Annotated in this window: 26 protein-coding genes and 1 riboswitch; of the genes, 6 read left to right on the top strand and 20 right to left on the bottom strand. The window is 57.5% G+C overall.

Translation table 11 applies throughout. The features are described 5' to 3' along the window. The first annotated feature begins 143 nt into the window (after positions 1-143). From ACR0I0_RS11110 to ACR0I0_RS11090, 5 genes are all read left to right on the top strand, one after another. Complete coding sequence (locus ACR0I0_RS11110; RefSeq protein WP_480491425.1) at positions 144-1,310, top strand: alpha-hydroxy acid oxidase; 1,167 nt, start codon at positions 144-146, stop codon at positions 1,308-1,310. Positions 1,311-1,559: 249 nt separating this feature from the next. Next, positions 1,560-2,213 (top strand): 50S ribosomal protein L25/general stress protein Ctc, encoded by a 654-nt coding sequence (locus ACR0I0_RS11105; RefSeq protein WP_171636768.1) that lies wholly within the window; start codon positions 1,560-1,562, stop codon positions 2,211-2,213. 141 nt (positions 2,214-2,354) lie between these two features. After that, complete coding sequence (gene pth, locus ACR0I0_RS11100; RefSeq protein WP_209834899.1) at positions 2,355-3,035, top strand: aminoacyl-tRNA hydrolase; 681 nt, start codon at positions 2,355-2,357, stop codon at positions 3,033-3,035. A gap of 83 nt (positions 3,036-3,118) precedes the next feature. Then, positions 3,119-4,282, top strand: coding sequence for a serine hydrolase domain-containing protein (locus tag ACR0I0_RS11095; protein WP_480491423.1), 1,164 nt, complete (start codon positions 3,119-3,121; stop codon positions 4,280-4,282). Positions 4,283-4,291: 9 nt separating this feature from the next. Then, positions 4,292-4,666 carry a DUF2237 family protein gene (locus tag ACR0I0_RS11090; protein WP_171117420.1) on the top strand — a complete coding sequence of 125 codons (375 nt, stop codon included), beginning with the start codon at positions 4,292-4,294 and terminating at the stop codon, positions 4,664-4,666. Between the two features lie 54 nt (positions 4,667-4,720). Here the strand turns inward: ACR0I0_RS11090 and ACR0I0_RS11085 are convergent, their stop codons facing one another. The 10 genes from ACR0I0_RS11085 to ACR0I0_RS11040 all read right to left on the bottom strand — a co-directional run bounded on the left by ACR0I0_RS11085 (position 4,721) and on the right by ACR0I0_RS11040 (position 15,077). Then, the gene (locus ACR0I0_RS11085; RefSeq protein WP_210093549.1) at positions 4,721-6,373 is read right to left on the bottom strand and encodes an Ig-like domain-containing protein; all 1,653 of its coding nucleotides are present in this window, start codon (positions 6,371-6,373) and stop codon (positions 4,721-4,723) included. Positions 6,374-7,044: 671 nt separating this feature from the next. Continuing rightward, entirely contained in the window at positions 7,045-8,292 is a 1,248-nt protein-coding gene (gene trpB / locus ACR0I0_RS11080; protein ID WP_480491420.1) for a tryptophan synthase subunit beta, read from the bottom strand. Between the two features lie 68 nt (positions 8,293-8,360). Beyond that, positions 8,361-8,696: a hypothetical protein gene (locus ACR0I0_RS11075; RefSeq protein WP_480491418.1), complete on the bottom strand. Its 336-nt coding sequence runs from the start codon at positions 8,694-8,696 to the stop codon at positions 8,361-8,363. 47 nt (positions 8,697-8,743) lie between these two features. Next, the gene (locus tag ACR0I0_RS11070; RefSeq protein WP_480491416.1) at positions 8,744-9,385 is read right to left on the bottom strand and encodes a phosphoribosylanthranilate isomerase; all 642 of its coding nucleotides are present in this window, start codon (positions 9,383-9,385) and stop codon (positions 8,744-8,746) included. 11 nt (positions 9,386-9,396) lie between these two features. Then, positions 9,397-9,747: a lipopolysaccharide assembly protein LapA domain-containing protein gene (locus tag ACR0I0_RS11065; RefSeq protein WP_171724471.1), complete on the bottom strand. Its 351-nt coding sequence runs from the start codon at positions 9,745-9,747 to the stop codon at positions 9,397-9,399. A gap of 7 nt (positions 9,748-9,754) precedes the next feature. Continuing rightward, positions 9,755-10,039, bottom strand: coding sequence for an integration host factor subunit beta (gene ihfB / locus ACR0I0_RS11060; RefSeq protein ID WP_050603110.1), 285 nt, complete (start codon positions 10,037-10,039; stop codon positions 9,755-9,757). A 270-nt stretch (positions 10,040-10,309) separates the two neighbouring features. After that, positions 10,310-11,986: a 30S ribosomal protein S1 gene (gene rpsA / locus ACR0I0_RS11055; protein WP_480491414.1), complete on the bottom strand. Its 1,677-nt coding sequence runs from the start codon at positions 11,984-11,986 to the stop codon at positions 10,310-10,312. 231 nt (positions 11,987-12,217) lie between these two features. Then, positions 12,218-12,493, bottom strand: coding sequence for a DUF6525 family protein (locus tag ACR0I0_RS11050; RefSeq protein ID WP_256369019.1), 276 nt, complete (start codon positions 12,491-12,493; stop codon positions 12,218-12,220). A 168-nt stretch (positions 12,494-12,661) separates the two neighbouring features. Further along, entirely contained in the window at positions 12,662-14,347 is a 1,686-nt protein-coding gene (locus ACR0I0_RS11045) for a tryptophan halogenase family protein (protein WP_171636759.1), read from the bottom strand. A gap of 193 nt (positions 14,348-14,540) precedes the next feature. Beyond that, positions 14,541-15,077 (bottom strand): hypothetical protein, encoded by a 537-nt coding sequence (locus ACR0I0_RS11040; RefSeq protein WP_170344921.1) that lies wholly within the window; start codon positions 15,075-15,077, stop codon positions 14,541-14,543. 217 nt (positions 15,078-15,294) lie between these two features. Here ACR0I0_RS11040 and ACR0I0_RS11035 point away from each other — a divergent pair, with 217 nt between their 5' ends. Continuing rightward, complete coding sequence (locus tag ACR0I0_RS11035) at positions 15,295-15,771, top strand: YHS domain-containing (seleno)protein (RefSeq protein ID WP_171724473.1); 477 nt, start codon at positions 15,295-15,297, stop codon at positions 15,769-15,771. Between the two features lie 21 nt (positions 15,772-15,792). On the opposite strand, the gene cmk is transcribed toward ACR0I0_RS11035, so the two are convergent. The 10 genes from cmk to miaB all read right to left on the bottom strand — a co-directional run bounded on the left by cmk (position 15,793) and on the right by miaB (position 26,278). Then, positions 15,793-16,410 carry a (d)CMP kinase gene (cmk, locus tag ACR0I0_RS11030; protein ID WP_171636757.1) on the bottom strand — a complete coding sequence of 206 codons (618 nt, stop codon included), beginning with the start codon at positions 16,408-16,410 and terminating at the stop codon, positions 15,793-15,795. Then, positions 16,407-17,753 (bottom strand): 3-phosphoshikimate 1-carboxyvinyltransferase, encoded by a 1,347-nt coding sequence (gene aroA, locus ACR0I0_RS11025; RefSeq protein ID WP_210093553.1) that lies wholly within the window; start codon positions 17,751-17,753, stop codon positions 16,407-16,409. The genes cmk and aroA overlap by 4 nt, the downstream gene beginning before the upstream one ends. A gap of 68 nt (positions 17,754-17,821) precedes the next feature. Further along, on the bottom strand, positions 17,822-18,532 hold the full coding sequence (trmB, locus tag ACR0I0_RS11020; RefSeq protein WP_480491412.1) for a tRNA (guanosine(46)-N7)-methyltransferase TrmB: 711 nt from the start codon (positions 18,530-18,532) through the stop codon (positions 17,822-17,824). Between the two features lie 97 nt (positions 18,533-18,629). Beyond that, positions 18,630-19,811, bottom strand: a complete 1,182-nt coding sequence (metK, locus tag ACR0I0_RS11015; RefSeq protein WP_480491411.1) for a methionine adenosyltransferase — start codon at positions 19,809-19,811, stop codon at positions 18,630-18,632. A gap of 5 nt (positions 19,812-19,816) precedes the next feature. Beyond that, a riboswitch (SAM-SAH riboswitch) is annotated at positions 19,817-19,866 on the bottom strand. A gap of 41 nt (positions 19,867-19,907) precedes the next feature. Continuing rightward, the gene (gene lnt / locus ACR0I0_RS11010; RefSeq protein WP_480491410.1) at positions 19,908-21,413 is read right to left on the bottom strand and encodes an apolipoprotein N-acyltransferase; all 1,506 of its coding nucleotides are present in this window, start codon (positions 21,411-21,413) and stop codon (positions 19,908-19,910) included. After that, complete coding sequence (locus ACR0I0_RS11005) at positions 21,410-22,297, bottom strand: hemolysin family protein (RefSeq protein ID WP_171636747.1); 888 nt, start codon at positions 22,295-22,297, stop codon at positions 21,410-21,412. The genes lnt and ACR0I0_RS11005 overlap by 4 nt, the downstream gene beginning before the upstream one ends. 36 nt (positions 22,298-22,333) lie before the next feature. Then, positions 22,334-22,828: an rRNA maturation RNase YbeY gene (ybeY, locus tag ACR0I0_RS11000; protein WP_480486827.1), complete on the bottom strand. Its 495-nt coding sequence runs from the start codon at positions 22,826-22,828 to the stop codon at positions 22,334-22,336. Between the two features lie 36 nt (positions 22,829-22,864). Beyond that, positions 22,865-23,887 carry a PhoH family protein gene (locus tag ACR0I0_RS10995; RefSeq protein WP_171636743.1) on the bottom strand — a complete coding sequence of 341 codons (1,023 nt, stop codon included), beginning with the start codon at positions 23,885-23,887 and terminating at the stop codon, positions 22,865-22,867. A gap of 136 nt (positions 23,888-24,023) precedes the next feature. Then, the gene (locus ACR0I0_RS10990; protein WP_348539536.1) at positions 24,024-24,788 is read right to left on the bottom strand and encodes an outer membrane protein; all 765 of its coding nucleotides are present in this window, start codon (positions 24,786-24,788) and stop codon (positions 24,024-24,026) included. A gap of 170 nt (positions 24,789-24,958) precedes the next feature. Further along, on the bottom strand, positions 24,959-26,278 hold the full coding sequence (gene miaB, locus ACR0I0_RS10985) for a tRNA (N6-isopentenyl adenosine(37)-C2)-methylthiotransferase MiaB (protein WP_171636739.1): 1,320 nt from the start codon (positions 26,276-26,278) through the stop codon (positions 24,959-24,961). Positions 26,279-26,282: the final 4 nt, after the last annotated feature.

The raw sequence follows: 26,282 nt of genomic DNA, 5'->3' as shown, positions 1-26,282 counted from the left end.
CGCAGATAACACAAGACTAAAAAGCCTGCCGCAGACTGTTCTGGGGCAGGCTTTTTTTGACTGCCCGACGCCGGGCCAGATCATTGCAGGCGTTGACATGCATTGGTAAGGAAAACGAACCAGTAAGTTCGGAGGTCTGAGTCATGCCTGTGATAACCAATATCGAAAACCTCAGGCGCATATACGAGCGTCGCGTGCCGCGGATGTTCTACGATTACGCTGAAAGCGGCAGCTGGACGGAACAGACTTTCCGCGAAAACAGTTCCGATTTTAAAAAGATCCGCCTGCGTCAGCGGGTTGCCGTTGATATGTCCGGGCGTTCGACGGCCTCGGAAATGATCGGCCAGAAGGTGTCAATGCCGGTCGCGTTGGCCCCGGTCGGGTTGACGGGGATGCAGCATGCGGACGGAGAGATGAAGGCCGCCAAAGCCGCCGAGGATTTTGGTGTGCCCTTTACCCTTTCCACAATGTCGATCAACTCGATCGAAGACGTGGCCGAGCACACCGACAAGCCGTTCTGGTTTCAGCTCTACACGATGAAGGACGATGACTATGTCAGCCGTCTGATCCAGCGGGCCAAGGACGCCAAGTGTTCGGCGCTGGTGATTACGTTGGATCTGCAGATTCTGGGCCAACGGCACAAAGACCTGAAGAACGGCCTGTCCGCACCACCCAAGCTGACCGCAAAGACCATAGCGAACCTGATGACCAAATGGGCCTGGGGCATTGAAATGCTGGGTGCCAAACGGCGCGAGTTCGGCAATATAGTGGGACATGTGCAAGGTATCTCGGACGCGTCTTCACTGGGGGCCTGGACCGCTGAACAGTTCGACCCCACCCTCGACTGGAGCAAAGTCGAAAAACTGATGGAAAAGTGGGGCGGAAAAGTGATCCTGAAAGGGATACTCGACGCGGAAGATGCCAAAATGGCTGCCAAGCTGGGAGCGGATGCCATAGTCGTGTCGAACCATGGTGGGCGTCAGCTGGATGGTGCGCTCAGCTCGATTCGGGTATTGCCCGAGATCATGGACGCTGTCGGCAACGATGTCGAAGTGCATCTGGACAGTGGTATCCGCTCGGGTCAGGACGTGCTTAAGGCATTGGCACTGGGGGCCAGGGGGACGTATATCGGCCGCGCATTTATTTATGGGCTGGGCGCCATGGGCCAGAAAGGCGTCACCACCGCGCTGGAAGTGATTCAGAAGGAACTTGATACAACAATGGCGCTGTGCGGTGAAAAAACCGTTAGCGCGCTGGGGGCGCACAATCTTCTGGTACCAGAAGATTTTGGTGGTCGCTGGCAAGCCTGAGACCGCGGCAGATTTGGGGCTCTGCCCCCGCCGCCCGTTCCGGGCGTCTCCCCCGGGATATTTGTGGCCAGATGAAGCAGCGGACCCTTCACTCATTTGACGAAGAACACTCCGAAGCGCGCGGTTGGGCCATAGAGAACGACAAGCTGTGATTTCCCCCTTTCCAAACCGGATGAATCGAGATAAGGACGCGGCTTCACGCGGGTATACAGCCTTGGAGGATACCCGCCCTAACATTGGAGAATTATCATGGCTGGAGAGATTCCTGATCTCGTAGCTCTGGAACGGACGGGGACAGGCAAGGGCGCCGCTCGCAAAACGCGCCGCGAAGGCATGGTTCCGGGCGTAGTGTTTGGCGGCGACAAAGATCCGCTGCCGATTCAGATTCCGTTCAACGAACTGTTCAAGCGCCTGAAGGCCGGTCGCTTCAAGTCGACCCTGTGGAACCTGAAAGTCGAAGGCCATGAAGACGTTCGCGTCATCTGCCGCGACGTTCAGCGTGATGTCGTCAAAGACCTGCCGACCCACCTGGACCTGATGCGCCTGCGCCGGACCACCAAGATCGCACTGTACATTCCGGTTGAGTTCATCAACGAAGATGAAGCCCCCGGCATCAAGAAGGGCGGCGTGCTGACCGTTGTCCGCCCGGAAGTCGAGCTGTTGTGCACCGCAGGTGACATTCCTGAGAAGATCACCGTTGATGTGGCCGGAATGAACATCAACGACGTCGTCACCATTTCGTCGGTTGAACTGCCCGAAGGCACCAAGCCGACCATCGACCGCGACTTCGTGATCGCAAACGTCTCGGCACCGACCGGTCTGTCGACAAGTGACGACGAAGAAGGTGAAGAAGCAGAAGTTGCAGTCGATGAAGTCGAAGTCGTCGGCAAAGAAGAAGAATAAATTCGGATCAAACGTCTGATTTTTGAAACGGGGTTCTGACGAGCCCCGTTTTTTTGTGGTCATGACGCGCGGCGCCGGCTGGATTTCCATGGCAATTCCGGGCATCACATAGCCTCGAGGCTACAGAGGCGGAGCATGGTCATGAAACTCTTTGTCGGATTGGGAAACCCGGGGCAGAAATACGCCCGAAACCGGCACAACATCGGGTTCATGGCTGTGGAACGGATTGCGGAAGATCATGGGTTTGGCCCATGGAAGTCCAAGTTTCAGGGCGAAATCTCGGAAGGGCGGTTAGGGTCTGAAAAAATCCTTTTGCTGAAACCACAGACCTTCATGAACCGGTCCGGTCAATCCGTGGGTGAAGCGATGCGTTTCTACAAACTCGAGTCCACAGATGTTGTCGTGCTCCATGACGAGCTGGACCTCGCCCCGGGCAAAGTGCGGGTAAAGGCGGGCGGCGGACACGCTGGGCATAATGGTCTGCGTTCAATCCACGACCATATAGGCGCAGCCTATGACCGTGTCCGGCTTGGGATCGGACATCCGGGCCGCAAGGAGATGGTCTCGGCTTATGTTCTGAGCGACTTTGCGAAATCCGAGAGTGACTGGCTGGACGACGTTCTGCGGGGTGTTTCGGACGGCGCGCCCCATCTGGCCCAGAATGATGGTGGAAAATTCATGAACGCGGTGGCCCTGCGTACTGCTCCGCCCCGGTCGTCCAAGACGGCGGCTCCGAAAGCTGAAACCGCATCTAAGGCACCTCCGAAGCCACCAGCCGACGAACGGTCGGCCATGCAGAAACTGTTGGACAAGTTCAAATAGCGCCCCGCCCTCTTTCCGTTACGTCGGCGTTGCGAAAGCGGGATGTCCACGTTCCAATACACGCAAACAAGGGAGGCTATGCGATGCGGTCCATACTGAAGTGGGTTCTGCGCATTGTGCTGGCGCTGGCTTTGGCCGCCGCTGCCGTTGGGCTTTGGAAACGCGAAGAGTTACAGCGCCTGATGGCGGTGAACTCTCTGTTTTCCGAGGACAAGATCGTTCACAACTTTTCGCATATGGATGAAACCTTTCTGACCGTGGATCTGCCGCGTGGAAACGCCCCAACATGGGAACTGCCCTACGGCGAAGGTTTCGATCTTCCGGAAGGCACCGACACTTGGATCAATGAACGCTCGGTCACTTCTTTGCTTATCATGCAGAACGGCAAGATCCGGTTCGAGGAATACTATCTGGGCACCGGTCCCGATGATCGCCGGATTTCGTGGTCAGTGGCAAAAAGTTATCTGTCGGCGCTTTTCGGCATTCTCCTGCAAGAGGGCGCAATCGATTCATTGGATGATCCCGTCGTCAAATACGCCCCCAAACTTGCAGGCAGCGCATATGACAGGGCGACAATTCGGAACGTTCTGAACATGGCCAGCGGCGTCACGTTTGACGAAGATTATCTGGACCCGAAATCTGACATCAACAGGATGGGTCGTGTGATTGCCCTGGGCGGTGAACTGGACGATTTCGCGGCCTCATTGCAGGACAGTTTCGCGCCCCCCGGTGAAACCTGGCAATATGTTTCCATAGACACGCATGTATTGGGCATGGTGATACGCGGGGCGACCGGTCGCAGTGTTGCGGATCTATTGACGGAAAAAATCCTTCAGCCCCTGGGCCTTGAGCGGGACGGGTATTATGTCACTGACGGCGCTGGTGTCGCCTTCGTTTTGGGCGGATTGAACTTCACGACACGTGACTTTGCGCGGTTCGGGCAAATGATCCTGCAAGATGGGGCATTGAACGGCCGGCAAGTGGTGCCCTCCGACTGGATATTCGAGGCAACTCAACCCAGCGCCCCGACCGCTCAGGGGAAGATTGGATATGGGTACCAGTGGTGGATCCCGCGCGGCGCCCATGAGGGAGAGTTTCTGGCCCGGGGCGTGTATGGGCAATACATCTATTTCAACCAACCTCGCGGCGTTCTGATTGTGTCTACCGGCGCTGATCGGAAATTTCGCGACACTGGCGTAAACGACCAAAATATCGAAATGTTCCGCAAGATCGCAGAAAGCCTGTAAGGTGTGTTCATGCAGAAGCAAGACAGTATCAATGTACTCGGCGGCGTTCTGGCGCCCTGCTCACGCGATCCTCTGACCGGGTTCTTCCGCGACGGTGCGTGCAATACCTGCCCCGAGGATCAGGGAAGCCATACGGTTTGTGCCGTGATGACGGCCGAGTTTCTGGCATTCTCGAAATACGTCGGCAATGATCTGAGCACGGCTCGGCCCGAGTTTGATTTCCCGGGCCTCAAGCCCGGTGACAGCTGGTGTCTGTGTGCCGGCCGGTTCCTACAAGCCCATGACGAAGGATGCGCCCCAAAGGTTCACCTGGAGGCGACCCATCAACGCGCGCTCGAGATTGTGCCGCTTGATATCTTGCTTCAGAACAAGGCGAATGCCTAGACAGCCATTGCGCCTGGGGCGAGACCTGATCCGCGATCCAGTTTCGCCCCAAGGTCAGAACGCCATTTGCCAGATCAGGCTGATGCTGTAGTTTTCAAAACCGCTTTCACCAATGCCATCGTAGAACACGTTTGCTGCAAGCAAGCTGTTGTTTTCCAACCGATAGTCCAGGCCCAGATCCGCACGGGCTCGGGCGGTGTCGCCAATCGGAGTCACGCCCGGGGCGGTGCCAGTACCCGAAGTCGTGCTCCAAATCCCCGAAAGCCCGCCCGTCAGCATCATCTCTCCTCGTGACACTTGAAGCGGGTGGCTGAAATCCACACCCAGCCGTGCCGTCGTCAAACTGAAATCCTGCTGTGGTATCAGATTACCCAGGCTGTCGGTATAAGCTTTCTGATCGTCACTGGCATAACTTACGTCCAGCAAGGGCATCAATGTCAGGGCGCCACGCTTTATCTCACCTGTCACGCGCGACTGGACCAGCCAACGGTCACTGTCGAAACTGTCTTCGTAGGTGCCAAACGGAGAGATGTTGTTGTCGGCCTGGCCATAAAGTACCCGCCCTTCAAGAAACACCGAATGATTGGGCAATTTTGCCACCACATAAGGACCAACCAGCCAGCCCGTACCGTCCACGCTGGCCGGGCCGTTTTCCGTTTCGGCATAGTCGAACTGAAGCATGGCGCCGATCAACAGGTTCGAATTGATCTGGCGATGAGCCCCGACAACAGCCAGTGCATAGGAGTTGTCATAATCATCCTGAGAACTCCAGTTGCCGGTCACACTGAACCAGACGGGGCGCGCCGGATCACTGGCGAAATTCAGATACCCCGAGCCCTGCGTGACCGAAGCGTCCAGTACACCCGACCCCGAACCTTGCAGAAACTGGGTCAGTTTCGGCTGGTTCGACACAAGGCTGTTGGCCCGGGCGTTCTGGAACGCCTGAATCTGACGTTGAGCATTTGTCACGGCCTGAAGCGTGCTGACCCTGTTTGACTCAAGGTTCAGATTCCCAGCCGCGTCCGAGAACACCCCTGCCGGAATGAAAAGCTCGATGGTACCGTTGTTCTGGGGCGTCAAAGTGGCGACATAGCTGGTGCCGGACCCGGTCAGAGTGGTCGTTGCATTGGTGACGGACAGGTCGCCCACGGTGAAATCGGTGCTTGGTTCGCTCAGCGTAATGGTTGCTTGAAACGTTCCGCTGCCGGTCGGTGTCAGGGCCCCAATCGTTGCAGTTGGCTGTGTCGTATCCACCAGAACGCGCGTGTTGACGATTTGGGTGTTCGTTACACCGGACAACGCGATCTCATAGCGATAAAGCGGCCCTCCGACGGTTTCGCGCGCAGTGAACGTAATCCCCATATACCCGTCTGCCGCATATGTGGAATCCGCGCCATCCTGACTGAGAATGGTTGCGCCGATATAGCCCAGGGAAGCAAGGCCGGCAGGCGTGATCGCACTCAGGTTCAGAATGCCGTTGTTGAAATAGAAACTACCGCCGGGAACCTGCCCCGACCCACCCAGCGAAACAAAGGCCGATCCGGTAAGTGGGATATTGTTGAAAAAGATGCTTCCCCCGTTCGGCGTCGGAACTGAGGTTATGAAGAAGCCGCCACCAAGGGCCGCACCCTCTTTCGCGCTTCCGATCATGAGTGCTGAAATCAGAAAACAGAGGCACAACAGCCTCGAAATAACGGACCTGACCATTTTACCTCCTACAACACCTCGAGGGCGCTAAACACCAGGGCGCCCGGGCAAAGACACTGTGCCCCGAGCCACGTCATCCATTGTCCCATCCATTGCAGAGACGTCCCCTGAACCGGCCGCAACCACGCCAGTTACCCAATAGTTAGTTCAAATTGGAGACACTGTATAGAATTGGAAACAACTCAACTTTGGCGTGCGGGCCACATGGCTGTGCACAAACCAAAAGACAAAGGCAAAAAATGTCGGAAAGCACTTCGAACCCCGGTGTTTTCAAGGAGTCTTCTCGGCAAGACGTCACAACAAGCCGTGACTTTGCAAGTCACGTGCTCAAAATATGCCGGTTACAGATTCTCGACCTTGACGGGATATTCGAAACAATCCCAGGCAGAGATCGCAACTGGCAGTTGTCGGGAAACAAATGCAGGCACAATGATCGAGGTTTCCCAGCAGCCGGCGATTCCTCGGGCCTCTGTGTTGTCCTTACATGCGCCTTGGCGGCGGCCCTTTTTTGCAGGGCAACCTGATTTGGGCGGACATGTCACATGTTTGACTATCCCGCCTGTCCTGCCCTGGAACGTCAGGACGTTTCGCCTTGAAAATATTGCTTTCAGGACCGCTTGAGCAAAGGACGCCATAACAGAGCAACCGGGACATGCCGCCCCGGTTCACACTCAACCCGCCGTACGGCCTTCGGTGTCTGACATATCGAAGTTTAGATATTTGGCCACGGTCTGAACGTCCTTGTCTCCACGGCCGCACATGTTCATGCAGATCAGGTGATCCTTGGGCAATTCCGGTGCGATCTTCATCACATGGGCCAATGCGTGGCTTGGTTCCAGCGCCGGGATGATCCCCTCGGTTGCGCAGCACAGCTGGAACGCCTCGAGCGCTTCCTTGTCAGTGATCGAGACGTAATTCGCGCGTCCAATTTCGTGCAACCAGGAATGCTCTGGCCCGATGCCCGGATAGTCCAGCCCGGCCGAGATTGAATAGCCTTCAAGAATCTGGCCATCGTCATCCTGCAACAGATAGGTCCGGTTGCCGTGCAGCACGCCCGGCCGTCCGCCGGTCAGCGAAGCGCAATGCTCCATTTTCTCGTTCACACCTTTTCCGCCCGCCTCGACGCCTATGATGTTGACGTCCTTGTCGTCGAGGAAAGGATAGAACAGACCCATCGCGTTCGAACCGCCGCCGATGGCCGCAATGATCGTGTCGGGCAAACGGCCTTCGGCCTTCATCATCTGCTCTTTCGCTTCCTTGCCGATGATCGACTGGAAATCGCGGACCATTGCCGGATAGGGGTGCGGCCCAGCCACGGTGCCGATGCAGTAGAACGTGTCGCGCACATTAGTCACCCAGTCGCGCAGCGCGTCATTCATCGCATCCTTGAGCGTCCCACGGCCCGAGGTCACAGGGATCACCTCGGCCCCCAGAAGACGCATGCGGAATACGTTCGGGGCCTGACGCTGCACGTCGTGCGCCCCCATATAGACAATGCATTTCAAGCCAAACTTGGCACATACGGTGGCGGTGGCCACGCCGTGTTGCCCTGCCCCGGTTTCAGCAATGATCCGGGTCTTGCCCATACGCCGCGCCAGAATGATCTGCCCCAGCACGTTGTTGATCTTGTGCGCGCCGGTGTGGTTCAGCTCGTCACGCTTCAGATAGATCTTGGCACCCCCCAGATGCTCGGTCAGGCGTTCCGCAAAATACAGCGGCGAAGGACGACCCACATAGTTTGCCCACAGGTCATCCATTTCGGCCCAGAACGTCGGATCATCTTTGGCCTTGTTGTATTCCTCTTCCAGTGACAGGATCAGCGGCATCAGAGTTTCACTGACAAAACGCCCGCCGAAGATGCCGAAACGTCCCTGTTCGTCAGGGCCGCACATGAAGGAATTGAAAAGATCGTTGGCCATGGGTGTCTCCCTCGTCGTATCTGTTGTTCATAGGTGGTGGCAGCGGGATTTGCCATGGGCAAAACGCATCATTCCACAACCTGCGTGTTTTGACGCCAGACCTGAATCGCCTGCGCCGAGCTGGGCACACCAATGCACGGAAAATGATGAAACCTGTTCACATCCGCCAAACGATCGGCCGCCAACAAGGCACGCCTGTGTGGGCCGGATTGGGAAAATGTCAGCATTGCTTCGATGTCTTGCCAGACACTGAATGAAAAATAGATGCCATCCTGCCTGAACAAGTCAGCGTGCAGGCACAATGGGTCGCCTTGCGCCTGCCGACAGGCCTGTCCCGCGCGCCAGAAAAACTCCGGCGCATGGTACCAGTGTTTCAAGGAAACGCCCCCGATTGCTGCGAGCATGCTCAACCCCTCTGTTTCGAGGGATACGCAGCAAGATCTTTATCAGATCACCTGAGAGCCGATGCAAAGTCGCGGATCAGGGCAGCATCTTTCACACCCGGCGCGCTTTCGACACCGGATGACACATCCACCTGCCGGGCACCTGTCATCCGGACTGCTTCGGCAACGTTCTGGGGTGTCAGGCCACCGGCCAGCATCCAAGGCCGGCGCCAGTATTTCCGTCCGGCCAACAGCCGCCAGTCAAAAGCCAACCCGTTGCCGCCCGGCAATTCGGCCTCTCTGGGCGGTTTCGCATCGATCAGCAGTTGATCGGCCACCTCCGAGTAAAGATCGACGGCCGCCAGATCCTCGGCCTCGGCCACTCCTATGGCTTTCATCACCGGCAAACCAAATCGCTCGCGAATTTCGGAAACCCGTTCGGGCGATTCCTTGCCATGCAGTTGAAGCATATCAAGCGGTACAGTCGAAACGATTCCGTCCAATTCTTCGTCAGTGGCATTCACCACCAAAGCCACCTTGGCAACGCCAACTGGGACCAGATGCGCCAGTTCTGCGGCCCGCAAAATATCCAGATTGCGTGGCGATTTCGGAAAGAAAACAAACCCAACATAACCCGCCCCGGCTTCGGCCGCAGCGCGCACGTGATCCGGTGCGGTCAGACCGCAGATTTTGAACCGAACATCAGACATGACGATCAGGCTCAGCTCGCCTCATCCAGAATGGCAAGTACATCGTCCTTGCCTTGGTTTTGCTTTTTCTTGAGCTTCTTGACTTCGCGCTCAAGCTTGCGCACTTCGGTTTTCTTCACGGTCGCGTCGCGGCGGTGCTTGTGTTCCCGCAGCCATTCCCACAGGAAACCAATAACCAATCCTGCCGCAACACCCCCCAAAACCACCAGAAACAGCGGCAGTGACGCGCTGAGGTTAAAACCCAGAAGCTCGGCCAGAGCATCCGGCATCAGTTTCAGTTCTACGGACTGAACATTGGCAAGAGACACGGAAATCAGGATGATCCCGAGGGCCGCCAGAAAAGCATATCGAAGGTAACGCATCATGGTGTCAGGCTTTACCGTTCAATCGATCCCTGAGCAACTTGCCAGTTTTGAAAAACGGTACACATTTTTCTTCGACCTGCACCGTTTCGCCCGTGCGCGGGTTGCGCCCAACACGTGCGTCGCGTTTTTTCACGGAAAAGGCACCAAAGCCCCGCAGTTCGACACGGTCACCGCGCGCCATGGCGTCTGTGACTTCTTCGAATACGGTGTTCACGATCCGCTCGACATCACGCTGATAGAGATGCGGGTTTTCGTCAGCGATTTTCTGAATCAATTCTGAACGGATCATGCGTGATACCCTCCCAGGCAGCCGGTGTGACAGGTCTACTGTTTTGACAGTATAGGAAAAAACCCGGAAGGGGGGAACGGATACTCTGAGTTTTGAGGCTTTATTTTGCCACATTCTCGCGCGAAATTTTATCTGTCAGGCCAATTTCCACACTTAATGCGCGATCAATCCCCTAATTAACCCTGCGGTTCGGAACATATTGATTCGCAACAAAAACGGCCCCGCACTGTCGTGCGGGGCCGAAATTCATGCTTGGGATACTGCCTTGGCTTAGTCGCCGGATTTCAACGCTGCACCCAGGATATCGCCCAGCGATGCGCCCGAATCGGAGGAACCGTACTGTTCCACGGCCTCTTTTTCTTCGGCGATCTCGCGCGCCTTGATCGACAGGCCCAGACGACGGGTCTTGCTGTCGACGTTGGTGACGCGGACGTCGACCTTGTCACCGACCGAGAAACGCTCGGGGCGCTGTTCGGCACGGTCACGCGACAGATCTGAACGACGGATGAAGGACTTCATGCCTTCGTATTCGACCTCGATGCCGCCATCTTCGATCGCGGTGACTTCGACGGTGATGACCGAGCCACGCTTCACGCCGCCCACGGCTTCGGCGAACTTGTCACCGCCCAGGGCTTTGATCGACAGCGAGATACGCTCTTTATCCACGTCAACTTCCGAGACAACCGCCTGAACGACATCGCCCTTGCGGTAGTTCTGGATCGCATCCTCGCCACGCTCGTCCCAGGACAGGTCGGACAGGTGAACCATGCCGTCGATGTCGCCTTCGAGGCCAATGAACAGACCGAATTCGGTGATGTTCTTGACTTCGCCTTCGACCTCGGTGCCCTCGGGGTGAGTTTCTGCAAACACTTCCCATGGGTTGCGCTGAGTCTGCTTCAGGCCCAGAGACACGCGACGCTTGGCGCCGTCGATTTCCAGAACCATGACGTCAACTTCCTGGCTGGTCGATACGATTTTGCCGGGGTGGACGTTTTTCTTGGTCCAGGACATCTCGGACACGTGCACCAGACCTTCGACACCGGCTTCCAGCTCGACGAACGCGCCGTAGTCGGTGATGTTGGTAACGCGACCCTGATGGACCGAGCCCAGCGGGTACTTGGCAGCAACCAGATCCCACGGATCTTCCTGCAGCTGCTTCATGCCCAGGCTGATGCGGTGGGTCTCTTTGTTGATCTTGATGACCTGAACCTTGATGGTTTCGCCGATCGTCAGGATCTCGGACGGGTGGTTCACACGGCGCCATGCCATGTCGGTGACGTGCAGCAGGCCGTCAACGCCGCCCAGGTCAACGAATGCACCGTATTCGGTGATGTTCTTGACAACACCCTCGACGGTCTGACCTTCGGACAGGTTGCCGATAACCTCGGCACGCTGTTCGGCACGCGATTCTTCCAGAATTGCGCGACGCGAAACAACGATGTTGCCACGGCGGCGGTCCATTTTCAGAATCTGGAACGGCTGCTTCAGACCCATCAGCGGGCCAGCGTCGCGCACGGGGCGCACGTCAACCTGCGAGCCGGGCAGAAACGCAACTGCGCCACCCAGATCGACGGTGAAGCCACCTTTGACGCGGCCAAAGATTGCACCTTCGACACGCTGGTCGTCGGCATATGCTTTTTCCAGACGGTCCCATGCCTCTTCACGGCGGGCCATCTCGCGCGAGATGACGGCTTCGCCACGGGCGTTTTCTGCGGCACGCAGGTAAACTTCGACCTCGTCACCTACAGCGATTTCAGGGGCTTCGCCGGGATTTGCGAATTCTTTCAGATCAACGCGGCCTTCCATTTTGTAGCCGACGTCGATGATGGCCTGGCCGGCTTCGATCGCCAGAACCTTGCCTTTGACAACAGAACCCTCTTCGGGTGTGTCCATTTCGAAGCTTTCATTCAGGAGGGCTTCGAATTCCTCCATGGATGCGTTAGCCATGTGGCGTTGTTTTCCTTTACAATACGTTTTTGCTGGCCGAGCGGTTGTCTCCGCCGGTCTTGATTCATGGTGCCATCGGACGTGACCCGGTGCGCCCCTGAGCAAACAAACACAAAGGGCCGAGGTAACCCGGCCCTGCTCAGAAACGTCATCCGGACGTTGACCGCCCTTGTATCGACAGCGCGCGTATAGGCGGATTCCCCGGTATGTGCAAGGGCAAAGCCCATATTTTCAAGGTTTGGCGGCTCTGTACCCAGGCGCGTTGCCGGTTTTGAAGGTCCAAACCCCGGCATCGCGCCGCAGCATGGCCTGTTCAATTGCGTCCAGTCGCATCAACGCTGCGGAAGGGTTGCGCGCGCCTCCGGCCCGGGTCCAGATTTTTTGCGCAGAAACGGGGCTCCACGGCAAACTTGCCGAGGCCAACCACTGGCGCAGCCCTGACGGCAGAGAATCGTAAACCTGCATAGGCGCCGCCTGTCGTCTCCGACGTTTGAGGGTGCTCCGCAAGTTCCGACCCTTTGTTTGCCCTTGTTTCTTCTGTTGTCGCAATGCGGTCGCCTTTCACTATATATGTGATTACATTACATATTGATAAAACAGTTGGAAGTAAAAAAGACGGGGAGTTTGCACCCCGCCTTTCCCGCAAACATTCCCTGCGCGACGGGCAGGAAGCAGTCAGAACAGTTGCAAATCCTTTTTACCGCTTTGGATTTCAGCAAAGTTCGGCATGTTCTCGATGACCACAGGGGCTGGCGCCGTGCCCGGCATCGCCACTGTCGGCTTCATTGCTGCCGCCATTCCAAAGGCAGGTTGATCAAGTTCCCCCCGGATATCGCGCAACAGTGTTTTGTGATCCGGCATGGATTTAACGATCTTCGCCAGATCCATTTTCGCGTTCTTCATACCCTGGAACCAAATCGGTTTCTTCAACGGTCGAAGACGATCACGGATGCCTGAACCATAGCCCGTATCATAAACCTGTTTGCCCAAAAGAACGGTTTGATAAACGCGGCTGTCAAACAAAGTGGCGAACTCGATATCGTGATCCATCGGCAGGCGATACTGCCACAGTTCAAGATTTTCGGCCAACCGATCCGGTATCTTCATCTCGGTGCGCGCATCGATCCAGTATTGGTCATCGGTACGGTTGCCCAACCGATAGTGTAAACAGATGAATTCCAGTACCTCGTTATAAAGCTTGTCCATCTGCCGATTGTATCTGTCCCTTAGCGAAGGCTCGATGTCTCGCGTGGGCAAATGCTCGGCGAACCAGCGTATCGCATGGTCAATCATGTGGATCGCCGTGCTTTCCAGCGGTTCAATGAACCCGCCGGACAGGCCTATGGCCACGCAATTCTTGACCCAGGCATTGCGCACGCGACCGACGCGCATCGGGATCACGCGCGGTGTCAAACCTTTGCCGCTGTCACCCAGCCACTCAAGGTACTCGTCCGCCGCCTGGTCATCCGTTCGGTGTGCCGACGAATAGACATATCCTGTGCCCACACGGTTAAAAAGCGGCACGCGCCACGTCCAACCTGCGCCCAAGGCAGTGGATCTGGTGGCGCTTTCGATCTTGTCAGGATCCGGATGCTCGATCTGCAACGCCATGGCCCTATCATTGGGCAGGTAGTCAGAGTAATCCAAAAATGGCTCACCGAGTGCCTTGTTGATGATCAGCCCACGAAACCCGGTGCAATCCACGACCATCTCAATATCATGGCGGCCTTTTGCCTCGAGCATGAGATGACTGACATTGCCCTGTTCATCCAGCTCGACCGTTTGCACCTCATCCCGGATATGTTCCACTCCGCGCTTCGTGCAGACCCTGGTCAGCATGCCTGCAAACTTTACGGCATCCAGATGATAGGCATAACCAAACCGTTGTTCGAATTCCGGCTGCCCCAACTGACGCGCGCCCTTGCACAAACGGGCCAGATCATCATGCGGCGAGATGGACTGCGTGAAATCCCTGTCGCCATTGCCGAAGCGCAGGAAATACTCGGCAGCCTCCAGTCCCTCAAGCATCTGGCCGTGCGCAAAGGGGTTCATGTAGTCGATGCGATTGCCCTTGGCGTCATTGTTCCAATTGCAGAACTTCACACCCAGCTTGAACGATGCGTTTGTCTCGCGGAAGAAACTCCGCTCTGAAATGCCCGCCTGACGCAGCGTGACAGGCATCCGCGGAACCGTGGCTTCACCCACCCCCACGGTCGAGATGTTCGGGCTTTCGATCAGACAGATTTGCGGTCGATCCTTGGGCGCTGACGTGCGGGAAAACACCATATCCAGGATCAGCGCGGTCATCCATCCAGCCGTACCGCCACCCACGATAGTGATTTTGTTCAAACGATTGTTCATGTAGTTTTGTCCCTGTTGGCTCGGGAATTTTTTGCTGCGCCCCTGCTTTTTGCGGGTTGTGTCGCAGCTTTCCCTTTTCGCTGGGAAGAAACTATAACAGCTTTCCTCAATCCATCTAGGGCCTATGAAGGCCCGGCCGCGCAACGTCGGCCAACCAGCAGGCGTCACGCCATTCCCATATTCACGGTGCAGGTCAGATCTCTTCGCCTTTCTTCAGCAGTTCTTCAATCAACTCACGTTGCAGATCGGTGCTGTCGCCGCCTCCGAACTCTGCCGCGCCACCGGAATACAGGGTGCCATATGTCCTGGCGATGTTCACAGTCTGGGCCAGCCCCGAGATCAGCTGATCTTTTTCCAACAGGGACAACGGGTGGATAAACGCAGCCCACAAGGTGCCATTGGCGATCGCGTAACGGGCATCCAGAGTGCTGTCGAAATTGGCCTGCATCATTCGAATCAAGTCTTCCTCCGACAGCGCCTCAGCGCTGCGGATCGGGACCATGGCCCGCATCCGATCCGCATTGGTGTCGGTGATGACCAAGACCTGTACCCCTGCAATCGTCAATTGAAACCCAGGGCCGCTCGGCTCTGCTTCGGGGTCAAGCGCGAAAAGAATGTTGCCCAGCCGTTCGTACGTCATGGGCGGCTCGGCTTCGGGTGGGCTTTGCACGGGCTCTTGCGCGGCAAGGCTTCGGGCAATGAAAACAAGAATGAGGGCTAATCGGATCATGATGGCACTCCTGCAGGCATTCTTTCAGCATAGGTACGCAAAACCACACTGACCAAACAAAGCTTGGTGAACGCGCCTTCTGGCCATTCAGATACTTGTACGATCTGCAATATTTGATGGCTTATCTGCGATTACACGTCCAACTTTCACCCCCTAACTATGTTTCACCGGTCGACGATCCGATCGACCCGAACCCAGAACCAAGAGGAAACGTGTAATGAAAACTATCGTCTTCACCGCCCTGGCGGCCGCCATCGCCCTGTCCACTCCGGCTTTTGCCGCGGACGAAATCAACGTGTCGAACGGCATCTCGGCCGCAGGTGCCCCGCTTGCCGCACATGGGGTCGATCTGGTTGCTTTGGTCAATGATGGCAACCCGGTCGAAGGCTTCGCCACCCACTCGGCGACATATGATGGCGCGTCCTACTACTTCACCACCGCCGCCAACCTCGAGGCGTTCATGGCGAACCCGGCGGCCTATCTGCCGCAGCATGGTGGATTCTGTTCATTCGGCGTGTCGGTCGGCAAGAAGTTCGACGGAGACCCGGATCAGTACCTGGTCGCAGATGGAAAACTGTACCTGTTCCTGAACGCCGAAACCCGCGCGGCCTTCCTGAAGGACGTTCCCGCCACCACAAAAACGGCGGACGAACAGTGGGCAAATATCAAGAGCATCGCCGTAGGCGAGCTGTAAATGTCGCCCCTGCCTGCGACGTCAGCGCGTCGCGGGCAGTTTTGCGCTTATGATTTCAAGCGCTTTGGCCAATGCAGCCTCGATACTGAGGTCTGTTGTGTCCAGTCGCACTGCATCCTCGGCTGGCTTCATCGGCGCAGCGCTGCGCTCTGCGTCGCGCGCATCCCGCTCTTTGACATCTGCCAGAACCTGTTCGCGCGTCACGTCAGCACCTTTTGCGCTAAGCTCCAGAAACCGGCGTTCGGCTCGCACCTCTGGGCTGGCAGTTACAAACAGCTTCACCTCGGCATTGGGACAAATCACCGTCCCGATGTCGCGCCCATCCAAGACGGCACCGCCCGACCTTCGGGCAAAGGCGCGCTGAAAATCCACCAAGGCGGCGCGAACCTCGGGGATCACCGCCACTTTGGATGCGGCCTGCGCGATTTCAGCCGTGCGCAGATCACCCTGCTCAAGCTCTTCGGCGGTCAGGGCCTGCGCTGCTTCAAGCGCGCCAAACCCTTCAAGAGTACGCCGCCCAACGGCGCGATACAGCAAGCCGGTGTCCAGATGCGCGAACCCGAAATGCGCCGCAACGGCCTTGGAGATCGTGCCCTTGCCCGCAGCCGCAGGTCCGTCAATGGCGACAGTGAAGCTCACCTGCGCTCTACCTTTGCACCAAGCGACGCCATTAACGGTTCAAAAATCGGGAAGGATGTCGCGATCGGACCACCATCATCCACGCTTACCGGGTTCTGCGCGCCCATGCCCATCACCATGAAGGACATGGCAATGCGGTGATCCAGGAAGCTTTCGCACGTCCCGCCGCCGGGAACCTTGCCGATACCCAACCCTTCGACCGACCACCAGTCGTCACCCTCGTTGACCGTGACGCCGTTGGCGCGCAGACCGCGCGCCATGGCATCGATGCGGTCGCTTTCCTTCACCCGGAGTTCCTTCACTCCGCCCATCATCGTGGTGCCCGTGGCGTTTGCGGCAACCACGGACAAAACGGGATATTCGTCAATCATCGAGGCCGCGCGTTCAGGCGGTACGTCAATACCCTTCATGTCTGGCGAGTATTTCGCGCGCAGATCGGCAACCGGCTCGCCGCCCTCTTCGCGCTCGTTTTCATAGGTCAGGTCGGCGCCCATCTCGCGCAGCGTCGTGAACAGGCCCGCGCGCGTGGGGTTCAGGCCGATACCCGGCACCAGAACGTCCGAACCGGGCGTGATCAGCGCGGCGCAAACCGGGAAGGCCGCGCTGGACGGGTCGCGTGGAACGGCGATGACTTGCGGCTTCAACTCCGGGCGCCCCGTCAAAGTGATGACCCGGCCTTCATCGGTGTCTTCCACCGTAATTTCGGCACCGAAACCGGACAACATCCGCTCGGAATGATCGCGGGTCGCCTCTTTCTCGATAACCACGGTTTCACCGGGGGCATTCAGACCCGCCAGCAGGACGGCGGATTTCACCTGGGCCGAGGGCACCGGAACTTCGTACCGGACCGGAGTCGGGTCTGCCGCACCGACGATCGTCATGGGCAAACGCCCCCCCGAGCGGCCCACGGCCTGCGCACCAAACAACGCAAGCGGATCCGTTACTCGCGCCATGGGACGCTTGTTCAGGCTGGCATCGCCGGTAAAAGTTGCCGTAATCGGCGAGGTCGCCATGGCACCCATGATCAGCCGGACTCCGGTGCCGGAATTGCCGCAGTTAATCACCTGATCCGGTTCGGCAAACCCGCCAACGCCCACGCCATGCACGGTCCATTCGCCGCCGCCATGATCTGTGACTTCTGCCCCGAAGGCCCGCATTGCCTTTGCGGTGTCCAAGACGTCCTCACCTTCGAGCAACCCCGATATCCTGGTCTCGCCTACAGCCATCGCGCCAAGGATCAGTGACCGGTGCGAAATTGACTTGTCGCCCGGCACCTCTGCCGTGCCGGTCAGCGGGCCGCAGGGATGCGAAGTCATCGGGATGGGCGTTCCGTGTCCGGACATGGGGGCTCCTTTTGCGCTATCAGTGCTCAAGCCGATTAGCGAATTGGCACCGGTTGGTCCAGCGGCAATCAGTCTTTGCGGCGGAAGGTCAGGTAATGGGGCGTGCGTCCTTCACGCAAGGCTTTCTGCTCGTAGCGTGTGGAAATCCAGTCGTCCCACGGCTCGCGCCAATCTGCGGGGCGCTCGGCCAGCCACTCGAACCCGGCGCGGGGGACTTCCTCCAGTGTCTGCCGCACATAGTCGGGGATGTCCGTGGCGACCCGGAAGATCGATCCGGGCTTCAAGACCTTTGCCAATGGTTCAAGATGTTCCGGCGTCACGAAACGGCGACGATGATGCCGGGTTTTCGGCCACGGGTCAGGATACAGAAGGAAGGCGCGCGATATACTGGCCTCTGGCAGCACGTCGAACAGGTCTCGGGCATCGCCGGGATGCACAGCAAGGTTATCAACCCCCGCCTGCCGAATTTTGCCCAGCAGCATGGCAACGCCGTTGATATAGGGCTCGGCCCCGATGATGCCGATGTCGGGGTTGCTTTGCGCCTGATGAACCAGATGCTCGCCGCCGCCAAAGCCGACTTCCAGCCAAACCGGTTTGCCGCCGAACAACGTGTTCAGGTCCAACGGCCTGCGTTCGGGGTTTGTATCCCAATCCACCGCACCGGGCGACAAAGCCGCCAGATCTTCGTTCAGATAGGTCTTTTGGCTGGGCTTCAGGGTCTTGCCCTTGAAGCGGCCATAGAAGTTTCTGCGCGGGCGTTTTGGGGTCTCGGTGCTCATGGCGGTCGCCATACTGCGCGCCAGAGAACGTTGCAAGGGCGAGCGGCACGCACAAGGAAAAAGCGCGCCCTCAAAGGCGCGCTTTGTGTTGTTCAGGTCAGACTGCGGATTTCAACGCATCGACCAGATCGGTGCGCTCCCAGCTGAAACCACCATCATCGCTCGGCTGGCGACCAAAGTGGCCGTATGCAGCTGTGCGCTGATAGATCGGCTTGTTCAGTTGCAGATGCTGGCGAATGCCGCGCGGTGTCAGATCCATGACCTCACCCACAGCTTTTTCGATAACCGCATCCGCCAATTGGCCGGTTCCATGTGTGTCGGCATAGATCGACAGCGGCTTGGACACGCCAATCGCATAGCTCAGCTGAATCGTGCAGCGTTCGGCCATGCCGGCCGCCACGACGTTTTTGGCCAGATAGCGTGCTGCGTATGCTGCCGAACGGTCAACCTTGGTCGGGTCTTTGCCCGAGAACGCGCCGCCGCCATGAGGGGCCGCACCGCCATAGGTGTCCACGATGATCTTGCGCCCGGTCAAGCCCGCGTCACCATCCGGTCCGCCGATAACGAATTTGCCGGTCGGGTTGACGTGCCATTCGGTTTCGGCCGACAGCCAGCCGTCAGGCAGAGTTTCACGGATATAAGGCTCGACGATGGCGCGGATGTCATTCGAAGACAGCGCTTCATCCAGGTGCTGCGTAGACAAAACGATCGAGCTGACGCCGACCGGCTTGCCGTCGCGATAAACGACTGACAGCTGCGACTTTGCATCGGGGCCCAAAGCAGGTTCGGTGCCATTCTTGCGCACTTCAGCCAGACGTCGCAGGATGGCGTGCGAATACTGGATCGGCGCGGGCATCAGCGCCGGAGTTTCAGTCGTGGCATAACCGAACATGATGCCCTGGTCGCCGGCACCTTCGTCCTTGTCGTCCGCAGCGTCAACGCCCTGAGCGATATGGGCAGATTGTTCGTGCAGCAAATTGGTTACTTCGATAGTTTCGTGGTGAAACTTGTCCTGCTCGTAACCGATGTCTTTGACACAGTCGCGGGCGATCTGTTCGATGCGACCCATGTAATCGTGCAGCTTGTCTTGATCAGACAGACCTACTTCGCCACCGATCACAACCCGGTTGGTCGTGGCAAAAGTTTCGCAGGCCACACGGGCTTCTGGTTCTTCATTGAGAAATGCATCAAGGACAGCATCCGAAATACGGTCACAGACCTTGTCGGGATGCCCTTCGGAAACGGATTCCGAAGTAAATGTATAGTTCTGTCGGGACATAAATGCGCTCCATTAGGGGTTTCTCCGCCACGCCAGGAAGCCGTTGTGACAGGTCACAGACGCATACGCTCGCTTAAAGATGGGGTCAATCTCTAATTATTTGCTCAGGCGACGGATGTTGAACCACGCCAATGCAGCAAGAAACAATAGCAACCCAAGAACAGGGCTGTCCCCGATGCGGGAATAAACTGTTGGCTGATGTGGCTGCGGCAGGATCGCATCCACGTATCCCGGCTTGCCCAGCGCCAATGAGGCCGTGACCTGACCCAATGGGTCAATCATGGCCGATATGCCGGTATTGGCCGAACGGATCATCGGCAGACCCTGTTCAATTGCCCTCATCCGGGCCTGTGCCAGATGCTGAAACGGTCCCGAACGCGTTCCGAACCACGCGTCATTTGTGATCTGCAACAGAAAGTCCGCCCGACCCGCCGCCCCGTTCACATCTTGCGGGAACACGGCTTCGTAACAGATCAGAGGCAGCGCCCTTCCCAATTTGCCAAGGCCCAAGAGCTCGGGCCCCGGCCCTGCGCTGAATCCATGCCCCGTTGTGGCCGCCATCCCATAAATCCCAAAACGGCCCATCAACTCGCCAAAAGGCACATATTCTCCAAACGGGGCCAGATGGTGTTTGTCATACAGACCGCCCTGCTGCCCGGCTTCATCCAGATAGACCATCGAGTTGAAAATCCTCGGGCCGTCTCCACGCTGGATCCCCAAAACCACGGGCGTCCCCTGAGCGGCATCCGCAATGGCCGTCAAATACGGTTGCGCGCTGCCCAGCCAGGCTGGAACTGCGGTCTCGGGCCAGACGATCAGGTCCGGTCTGGGCAAAGCGGCGGAATATTCAATCTGACGGGCAAAGAACAAGGGCGCATATGCCGGGTCCCACTTTTGGTGTTGCGGCGCGTTGGGCTGAACGACACGAACTGTGTGCCGGCCTTCCTGAACCGTTGGCCGCATCGACGCATAGCCAATCGCCAGCACCGCCGCCGCAGCTGTAAATCCCAGTGGACGGACCAGTGCCCGCAAGCGTCTTTCCTGAATCAGTGCCGCCCCTATCGGAAACGCCACGGCAAATGTCAGCGCATTCAAGCCATACGGCCCCACCAGAGACAGCACTTGCGCCACGGGCGTATTCATCCAGATTTGCGCCACTCCGCCCCAAGGGAACCCGGTCAGCACGTATCCCCGGGCCAGTTCGGCCAGCGACAGCGTTGCGATCAGCAAAACGCCTTGCTGCATGGCGGTCGCGCCAACATGCCGCGCAAGTCGAAACGCAATTGCCCAGAACAGGGCGAGCCCGCCAGCCATGAACACCAGCGCAAACGGTGCCATCCAGGCGTGACGCTCTGCATCCACCTGAAAGGGCTCGATGATCCAGCTGAGCGCATGGGCAAAATAGCCGGTGGCGAAGAACCAGCCGATCCACCCCGCGCGAGCACGGGTTTCACTGGCGAGGAACACCGGAACGATCAAAACCAGTGCAACAACCGTAGCGCCCCAATACCCATGCGGTGCCTGGCCAAAAGCGCCGAAGGCGCCCAGTGCGGCGGCGGCAAACAATCTCAACGATAACGGCCAGCCCCGGACAGGCGTCATGCAGCGACGTCCGGCAGCATGACGCGCAACCGTTTGATGCGTCGCGGGTCGGCTTCGATCACTTCGAATTCCGGCCCTTCCGGATGAATCACGACCTCACCCCGTGCCGGAACACGCCCGGACAGCATGAACACTAGCCCCCCCAGCGTGTCGATGTCTTCTTCATCCACATCCTCGTGGCTGGTCAAGGATCTGCCGATCTCGGCCTCGAAGTCCTCAAGCGGCACACGTGCCTGCACAACGTAACAGCCCGGCTTTTCCTGCACCCAAAGCTGATCTTCGTCTGCATCGTGTTCGTCCGCGATCTCACCCACGACCTGCTCGATCAAGTCTTCGATCGTCAGCAGCCCGTCGACGCCGCCATACTCATCAATCACCAACGCCATATGGCGACGTTCGGTCTGCATCTTGGTCAGCAGGACACCGATCGGCATTGAAGGCGGCACGAACAAAAGCGTGCGCAACATGGATTTCAGGTCAAACTTGTCCGCACCGCCATTGAAACCATGGGTCAGCGCTAAATCCTTGAGGTGAACGAAGCCCAACGGCGTATCCAGCGTTCCTTCATAGACCGGAATTCTGGACAACCCACTGTCCCGGAATACGTCAGCCAGCTCATCCTTGGTGATGGTAGAAGGAACCGCGATGATCTCGGCCGTGGGAATGGCCACGTCTTCGACGCGCATCCTGCGCAGGTTCATCATCCCGTGAGGCCGAGCTGCCGCTGCGCTCTGCCCGTTCATCCCCGGGTTTTGCTGAGTCTCCTGACTCGAAAACGCATCGAAAATTCGGGAAATAAACCCGCTTTTCTCTTCTGTATCATTGCCGCTGTCCTGAGGTTGCGCGCTTTGCGCCGCCCTAGAACTGCCGTCTGTTTCGCCCATTACCTTGTTCCAACTGATCGGGTCACATGACCCACCTTATACCTTATATGGGTCATCTATACCCAACTTGCCAAGTATCTCGACCTCAATCCCTTCCATCAAAGCGGCGTCGGGGTCACGAATGTGATCATATCCCAGCAAATGCAACGTTCCGTGAACAAGCAAATGGATGACGTGATCGTCAATGTCCTTGCCTGCCTCATCCGCCTCACGCGCGCAGGTGTCGAAGGAGATCGCAATATCGCCCAAAGGAATTTCACAGGTGAAATCCGGCTTTGGCGGATGGGGCGCTTGCCCGGCTTCCTCCGGGGCCAAATCTTCTGCCGGCCAGCTCAGAACATTGGTGGCGGCTGGTTTGCCGCGAAACTCGGCGTTCAGTTCCGAAATGCGTGCGTCATCGCATCCCAGAACGCTGATCTCGCAAAGTTCAGGGTCCAGTTCCGCATAGGACAGGACAGCGGATATCGCTTGCCGCGACAAAGCTTCAAGCCCTTGCCACCGGTCGTCTTCGACAGTGAGTTCCAGATTCATCTTATCGCACAAAAGCCCTGTGAATGAGCCTTGCAATCAAGTGGATTCCCGGCCCGCATCCGCCTCATACGCCTCGATGATCGCGGCCACAAGCGGGTGGCGAACCACGTCCTTGGACGTGAAATAGTTGAAACTGATGTTGGGGATCGTTTTCAACAGTCTTTCCGCATCCTGCAAGCCCGACTGAACGCCGCGCGGCAAATCCACCTGCGACCTGTCGCCGGTGATTACCATGCGGCTGCCTTCGCCCAGACGAGTCAGGAACATCTTCATCTGCATGGTCGTAGCGTTTTGTGCTTCGTCCAGCACCACAAAAGCATTGGCCAACGTGCGTCCACGCATGAACGCCAGCGGCGCTATTTCGATTCGCTTTTCCTCAATCAACTTGGCCAGTTGCTTGCCGGGCAGAAAATCATTCAGCGCGTCGTACAGCGGCTGCATGTAGGGATCGACCTTGTCTTTCATGTCACCGGGCAGATAACCCAATTTTTCACCCGCTTCGACCGCCGGGCGGCTGAGGATGATTCGATCCACATGCCCGCCAATGAACATCGACACGCCCACGGCAACAGCCAGATAGGTTTTCCCCGTGCCAGCAGGCCCAATGCCAAATGCAAGCTCATTTTGAAACAGTGACTGCACATAAGCTTTCTGGGCGTCCGTGCGCGGTTCCACCAGTTTCTTGCGGGTTTTGATCTCGACTGAACCGCCCTTGAACATTTCCAACTGATCGCCGTCGCGGCTGCCGGTCCCCTGTTCCGAACCACCCATCCGCAGTTCTCGGTCCACGTCCGCGGCCTCGACCTCGCGCCCGCCTTCCAATCGCGTGTAAAGCGATTGAAGCACCTCAATAGCCTGCTTCTGGGCGTCTTCATCGCCCATCACGACAAGCTGGTTGCCGCGGCGTACGATCTGGACGGAAAGCTTGCTTTCGATGTCGGTCAGATTGCGGTCGTATTCGCCGCACAGGTCAATCAACAATCGGTTGTCGGGAAACTCTAAAAACGCCTCGCGTTGGGGCATTTCGTCTTGCGGTGGGGTCAGGGCACCGATGGCCAATCCGTTCTCCTGTCTTGGCGGTTCACCCCGAGCGTAGACAACAAATCTCGGTGGGCGCAAGCCACAGTTTCAAAAATAAGCCCGCGGATGACAAAAGCGCCGATCATACAAAAGAAAAAAGCCTGTCAGACGCGCATCAGAACGTATAGTTCAGCCCGAATCTCAAGCCGCCGTATTTCGGTGTGGACTTCGTGGAAAAGCCCGAACCGAATTGAACGTCTTCGGATTTGAACTGGACGTATTCGTATTCGCCGGTGACCGACCAATTGTCGGTCAGCTTGTGTTCGGCACCGATGCTTGCGGTATATCCGCCCCGCCGATCCGATGCCGAAAAGCTCTGTACTGTAGCTCCGGATGTGATGTTGTTGGTTGTTTCAACATCGCCCCACAGGTAACCGACGCTGAAAAAGTACAGAACCCGACCATTTCGGCTTGTCAGGCCGCTTCGATATTTGAGGGACAAAACGTCAGATATCTCTGCCCCACCCTCAACGTTCGAACCGCCGATCTGGGCCCTGACACTGTCGTCCAAGGATCCGAAATCATAACTGACTTCAAAACCATAGACGAAATCACGCCCCCACCTTGAAGGCAGAACACCACGCCAACCACCACGAAAGCCGCCGTATGCGCCGGATACGTTCAGGTCGCCAATATCAAACAGCCCGGCGGGCGTTCTCAGGCCAAATCGATCGTCCCAGCCTGAGGCGTAGCCGCCAGCAATCCCCAGGTAAAATGCACTGACGTCACTGCTGAACTTCTTGGGGCTGATAACGACAGGATCGGTTGTCGTGCCCTTCAGGTCTCCGGCAATCGTCGCGCTGGCAAAAAAAGTAACAACCGAGGCCAAAGGCAAGGTTTTCACTAGGCTCAGGGTCCTGAAGCTGTTCAAGATTGGCACTCGTACCTCCATCACTCCGATCTTCAGATCGGCGTATAATCGTTTTTTGACGCAATAACGGCGCCTGAAAAACATGGCTCCTCTCGGAGCATAGTTCCAAGCAATAAATCAAGGGTAAATTTTGGAAACAAACACCAACTATGGTGTCTGAACGGCGGAATCTTACCGAGTCAGAGCAGCTCACCCGCCAAAGAGTTGGCGCCCGAGTCGGTGATCCGGACCTCTTTCAGATCACCAACGGCAATCTCGGGCCCTTTCACATGCACCGAATGCAGATACTCGGATTTTCCGACCATCTGGCCCGGCAGGCGGCCCGGTTTTTCAAACAAAACGCGGACTGTACGACCGACCATACCGTCCTGAATTTCCCTTTGGTGCCGTGTGATAAGGGCCTGAAGGCGCTGCAATCGATCATCCGCCGCAGCCGGATCAACCTGAGCCCGCTCGGCCGCTGGTGTTCCCGGGCGTGTGGAATACTTGAAGGAATAGGCGTAGCCGTATTTGACCTCTTCAACCAAATCCATCGTTGCCTGAAAATCCTCTTCGGTTTCTTCTGGGAAGCCGACGATGAAGTCCCCCGACATCACAATATCCGGGCGCGCCGCACGAATGCGTTCGATCAGGCGCAGATAGCTTTCTGCCGTGTGGCTGCGATTCATTCGCTTGAGGATACGGTCCGAGCCCGACTGAACCGGCAGGTGCAGATACGGCATCAGTTTCTCACAGCTGCCATGTGCCTCGATCAGGTCGTCGGCCATGTCATTGGGGTGCGACGTGGTGAAACGAATACGTTCCAGCCCGTCAACCTTGTTCAGTTCCCAGATCAGCCCGGCCAGGGTCATGTCTCCGTCGGGGCCGGCCCCGTGATAGGCGTTCACGTTCTGACCCAACAGCGTGATCTCGCGCACGCCGCGTTCAACCAGATCATGGGCTTCGCGGATGATGCGATCAGCGGGGCGGCTGACTTCGGCCCCACGCGTATAAGGCACCACGCAGAAGGCGCAGAACTTGTCGCACCCTTCCTGAACGGTCAGAAACGCCGTCGGGCCGCGTTTGGCCTTGGGACGGTTTTTCAGTTTTTCAAACTTGTCTTCCTCGGGGAAATCGGTGTCCAGTGCCTTTTCGCCCGCACGGGTCTTGGCCTCCATCTCGGGCAGACGGTGATAGCTTTGCGGACCGACGACCAGATCGACCAGCGGTTGGCGGCGCATGATTTCTTCACCTTCGGCCTGCGCAACACAGCCTGCCACACCGATTTTCAGGTCAGGCTTTTCGGCTTTCAGACCCTTGAAGCGACCGAGTTCCGAATACACTTTCTCAGCCGCTTTTTCGCGGATGTGACAAGTGTTCAGCAGAATCATGTCGGCATCGTCAGGCGTTTTGGTTTCGACATAGCCCTGCCCGCCCAGCGCCTCGGACATGCGTTCACTGTCATAGACGTTCATCTGACAGCCATAAGTCTTGATAAACAGCTTCTTCGGTTCGGACATGGGA

This window comes from Ruegeria sp. AG6, assembly GCF_056541565.1.
This window is presented reverse-complemented; position numbering and strand designations above follow the sequence as displayed.

Excerpts from the sequence above, each read along its gene's own strand:
- trpB (WP_480491420.1), bottom strand. The coding sequence starts at position 8,292 with ATGGCCAACGATCTTTTCAATTCCTTCATGTGCGGCCCTGACGAACAG.
- ACR0I0_RS11105 (WP_171636768.1), top strand. The coding sequence starts at position 1,560 with ATGGCTGGAGAGATTCCTGATCTCGTAGCTCTGGAACGGACGGGGACA.
- ACR0I0_RS11045 (WP_171636759.1), bottom strand. The coding sequence starts at position 14,347 with ATGAACAATCGTTTGAACAAAATCACTATCGTGGGTGGCGGTACGGCT.
- aroA (WP_210093553.1), bottom strand. The coding sequence starts at position 17,753 with ATGTCCGGACACGGAACGCCCATCCCGATGACTTCGCATCCCTGCGGC.
- ACR0I0_RS11090 (WP_171117420.1), top strand. The coding sequence starts at position 4,292 with ATGCAGAAGCAAGACAGTATCAATGTACTCGGCGGCGTTCTGGCGCCC.
- ACR0I0_RS11005 (WP_171636747.1), bottom strand. The coding sequence starts at position 22,297 with ATGGGCGAAACAGACGGCAGTTCTAGGGCGGCGCAAAGCGCGCAACCT.
- ACR0I0_RS11085 (WP_210093549.1), bottom strand. The coding sequence starts at position 6,373 with ATGGTCAGGTCCGTTATTTCGAGGCTGTTGTGCCTCTGTTTTCTGATT.
- metK (WP_480491411.1), bottom strand. The coding sequence starts at position 19,811 with ATGTCCCGACAGAACTATACATTTACTTCGGAATCCGTTTCCGAAGGG.
- lnt (WP_480491410.1), bottom strand. The coding sequence starts at position 21,413 with ATGACGCCTGTCCGGGGCTGGCCGTTATCGTTGAGATTGTTTGCCGCC.
- ACR0I0_RS11095 (WP_480491423.1), top strand. The coding sequence starts at position 3,119 with ATGCGGTCCATACTGAAGTGGGTTCTGCGCATTGTGCTGGCGCTGGCT.
- ybeY (WP_480486827.1), bottom strand. The coding sequence starts at position 22,828 with ATGAATCTGGAACTCACTGTCGAAGACGACCGGTGGCAAGGGCTTGAA.
- ihfB (WP_050603110.1), bottom strand. The coding sequence starts at position 10,039 with ATGATCCGTTCAGAATTGATTCAGAAAATCGCTGACGAAAACCCGCAT.
- miaB (WP_171636739.1), bottom strand. The coding sequence starts at position 26,278 with ATGTCCGAACCGAAGAAGCTGTTTATCAAGACTTATGGCTGTCAGATG.
- ACR0I0_RS11070 (WP_480491416.1), bottom strand. The coding sequence starts at position 9,385 with ATGTCTGATGTTCGGTTCAAAATCTGCGGTCTGACCGCACCGGATCAC.
- trmB (WP_480491412.1), bottom strand. The coding sequence starts at position 18,532 with ATGAGCACCGAGACCCCAAAACGCCCGCGCAGAAACTTCTATGGCCGC.
- ACR0I0_RS11110 (WP_480491425.1), top strand. The coding sequence starts at position 144 with ATGCCTGTGATAACCAATATCGAAAACCTCAGGCGCATATACGAGCGT.
- ACR0I0_RS11040 (WP_170344921.1), bottom strand. The coding sequence starts at position 15,077 with ATGATCCGATTAGCCCTCATTCTTGTTTTCATTGCCCGAAGCCTTGCC.
- ACR0I0_RS11065 (WP_171724471.1), bottom strand. The coding sequence starts at position 9,747 with ATGCGTTACCTTCGATATGCTTTTCTGGCGGCCCTCGGGATCATCCTG.
- pth (WP_209834899.1), top strand. The coding sequence starts at position 2,355 with ATGAAACTCTTTGTCGGATTGGGAAACCCGGGGCAGAAATACGCCCGA.
- ACR0I0_RS11035 (WP_171724473.1), top strand. The coding sequence starts at position 15,295 with ATGAAAACTATCGTCTTCACCGCCCTGGCGGCCGCCATCGCCCTGTCC.
- ACR0I0_RS11075 (WP_480491418.1), bottom strand. The coding sequence starts at position 8,696 with ATGCTCGCAGCAATCGGGGGCGTTTCCTTGAAACACTGGTACCATGCG.
- rpsA (WP_480491414.1), bottom strand. The coding sequence starts at position 11,986 with ATGGCTAACGCATCCATGGAGGAATTCGAAGCCCTCCTGAATGAAAGC.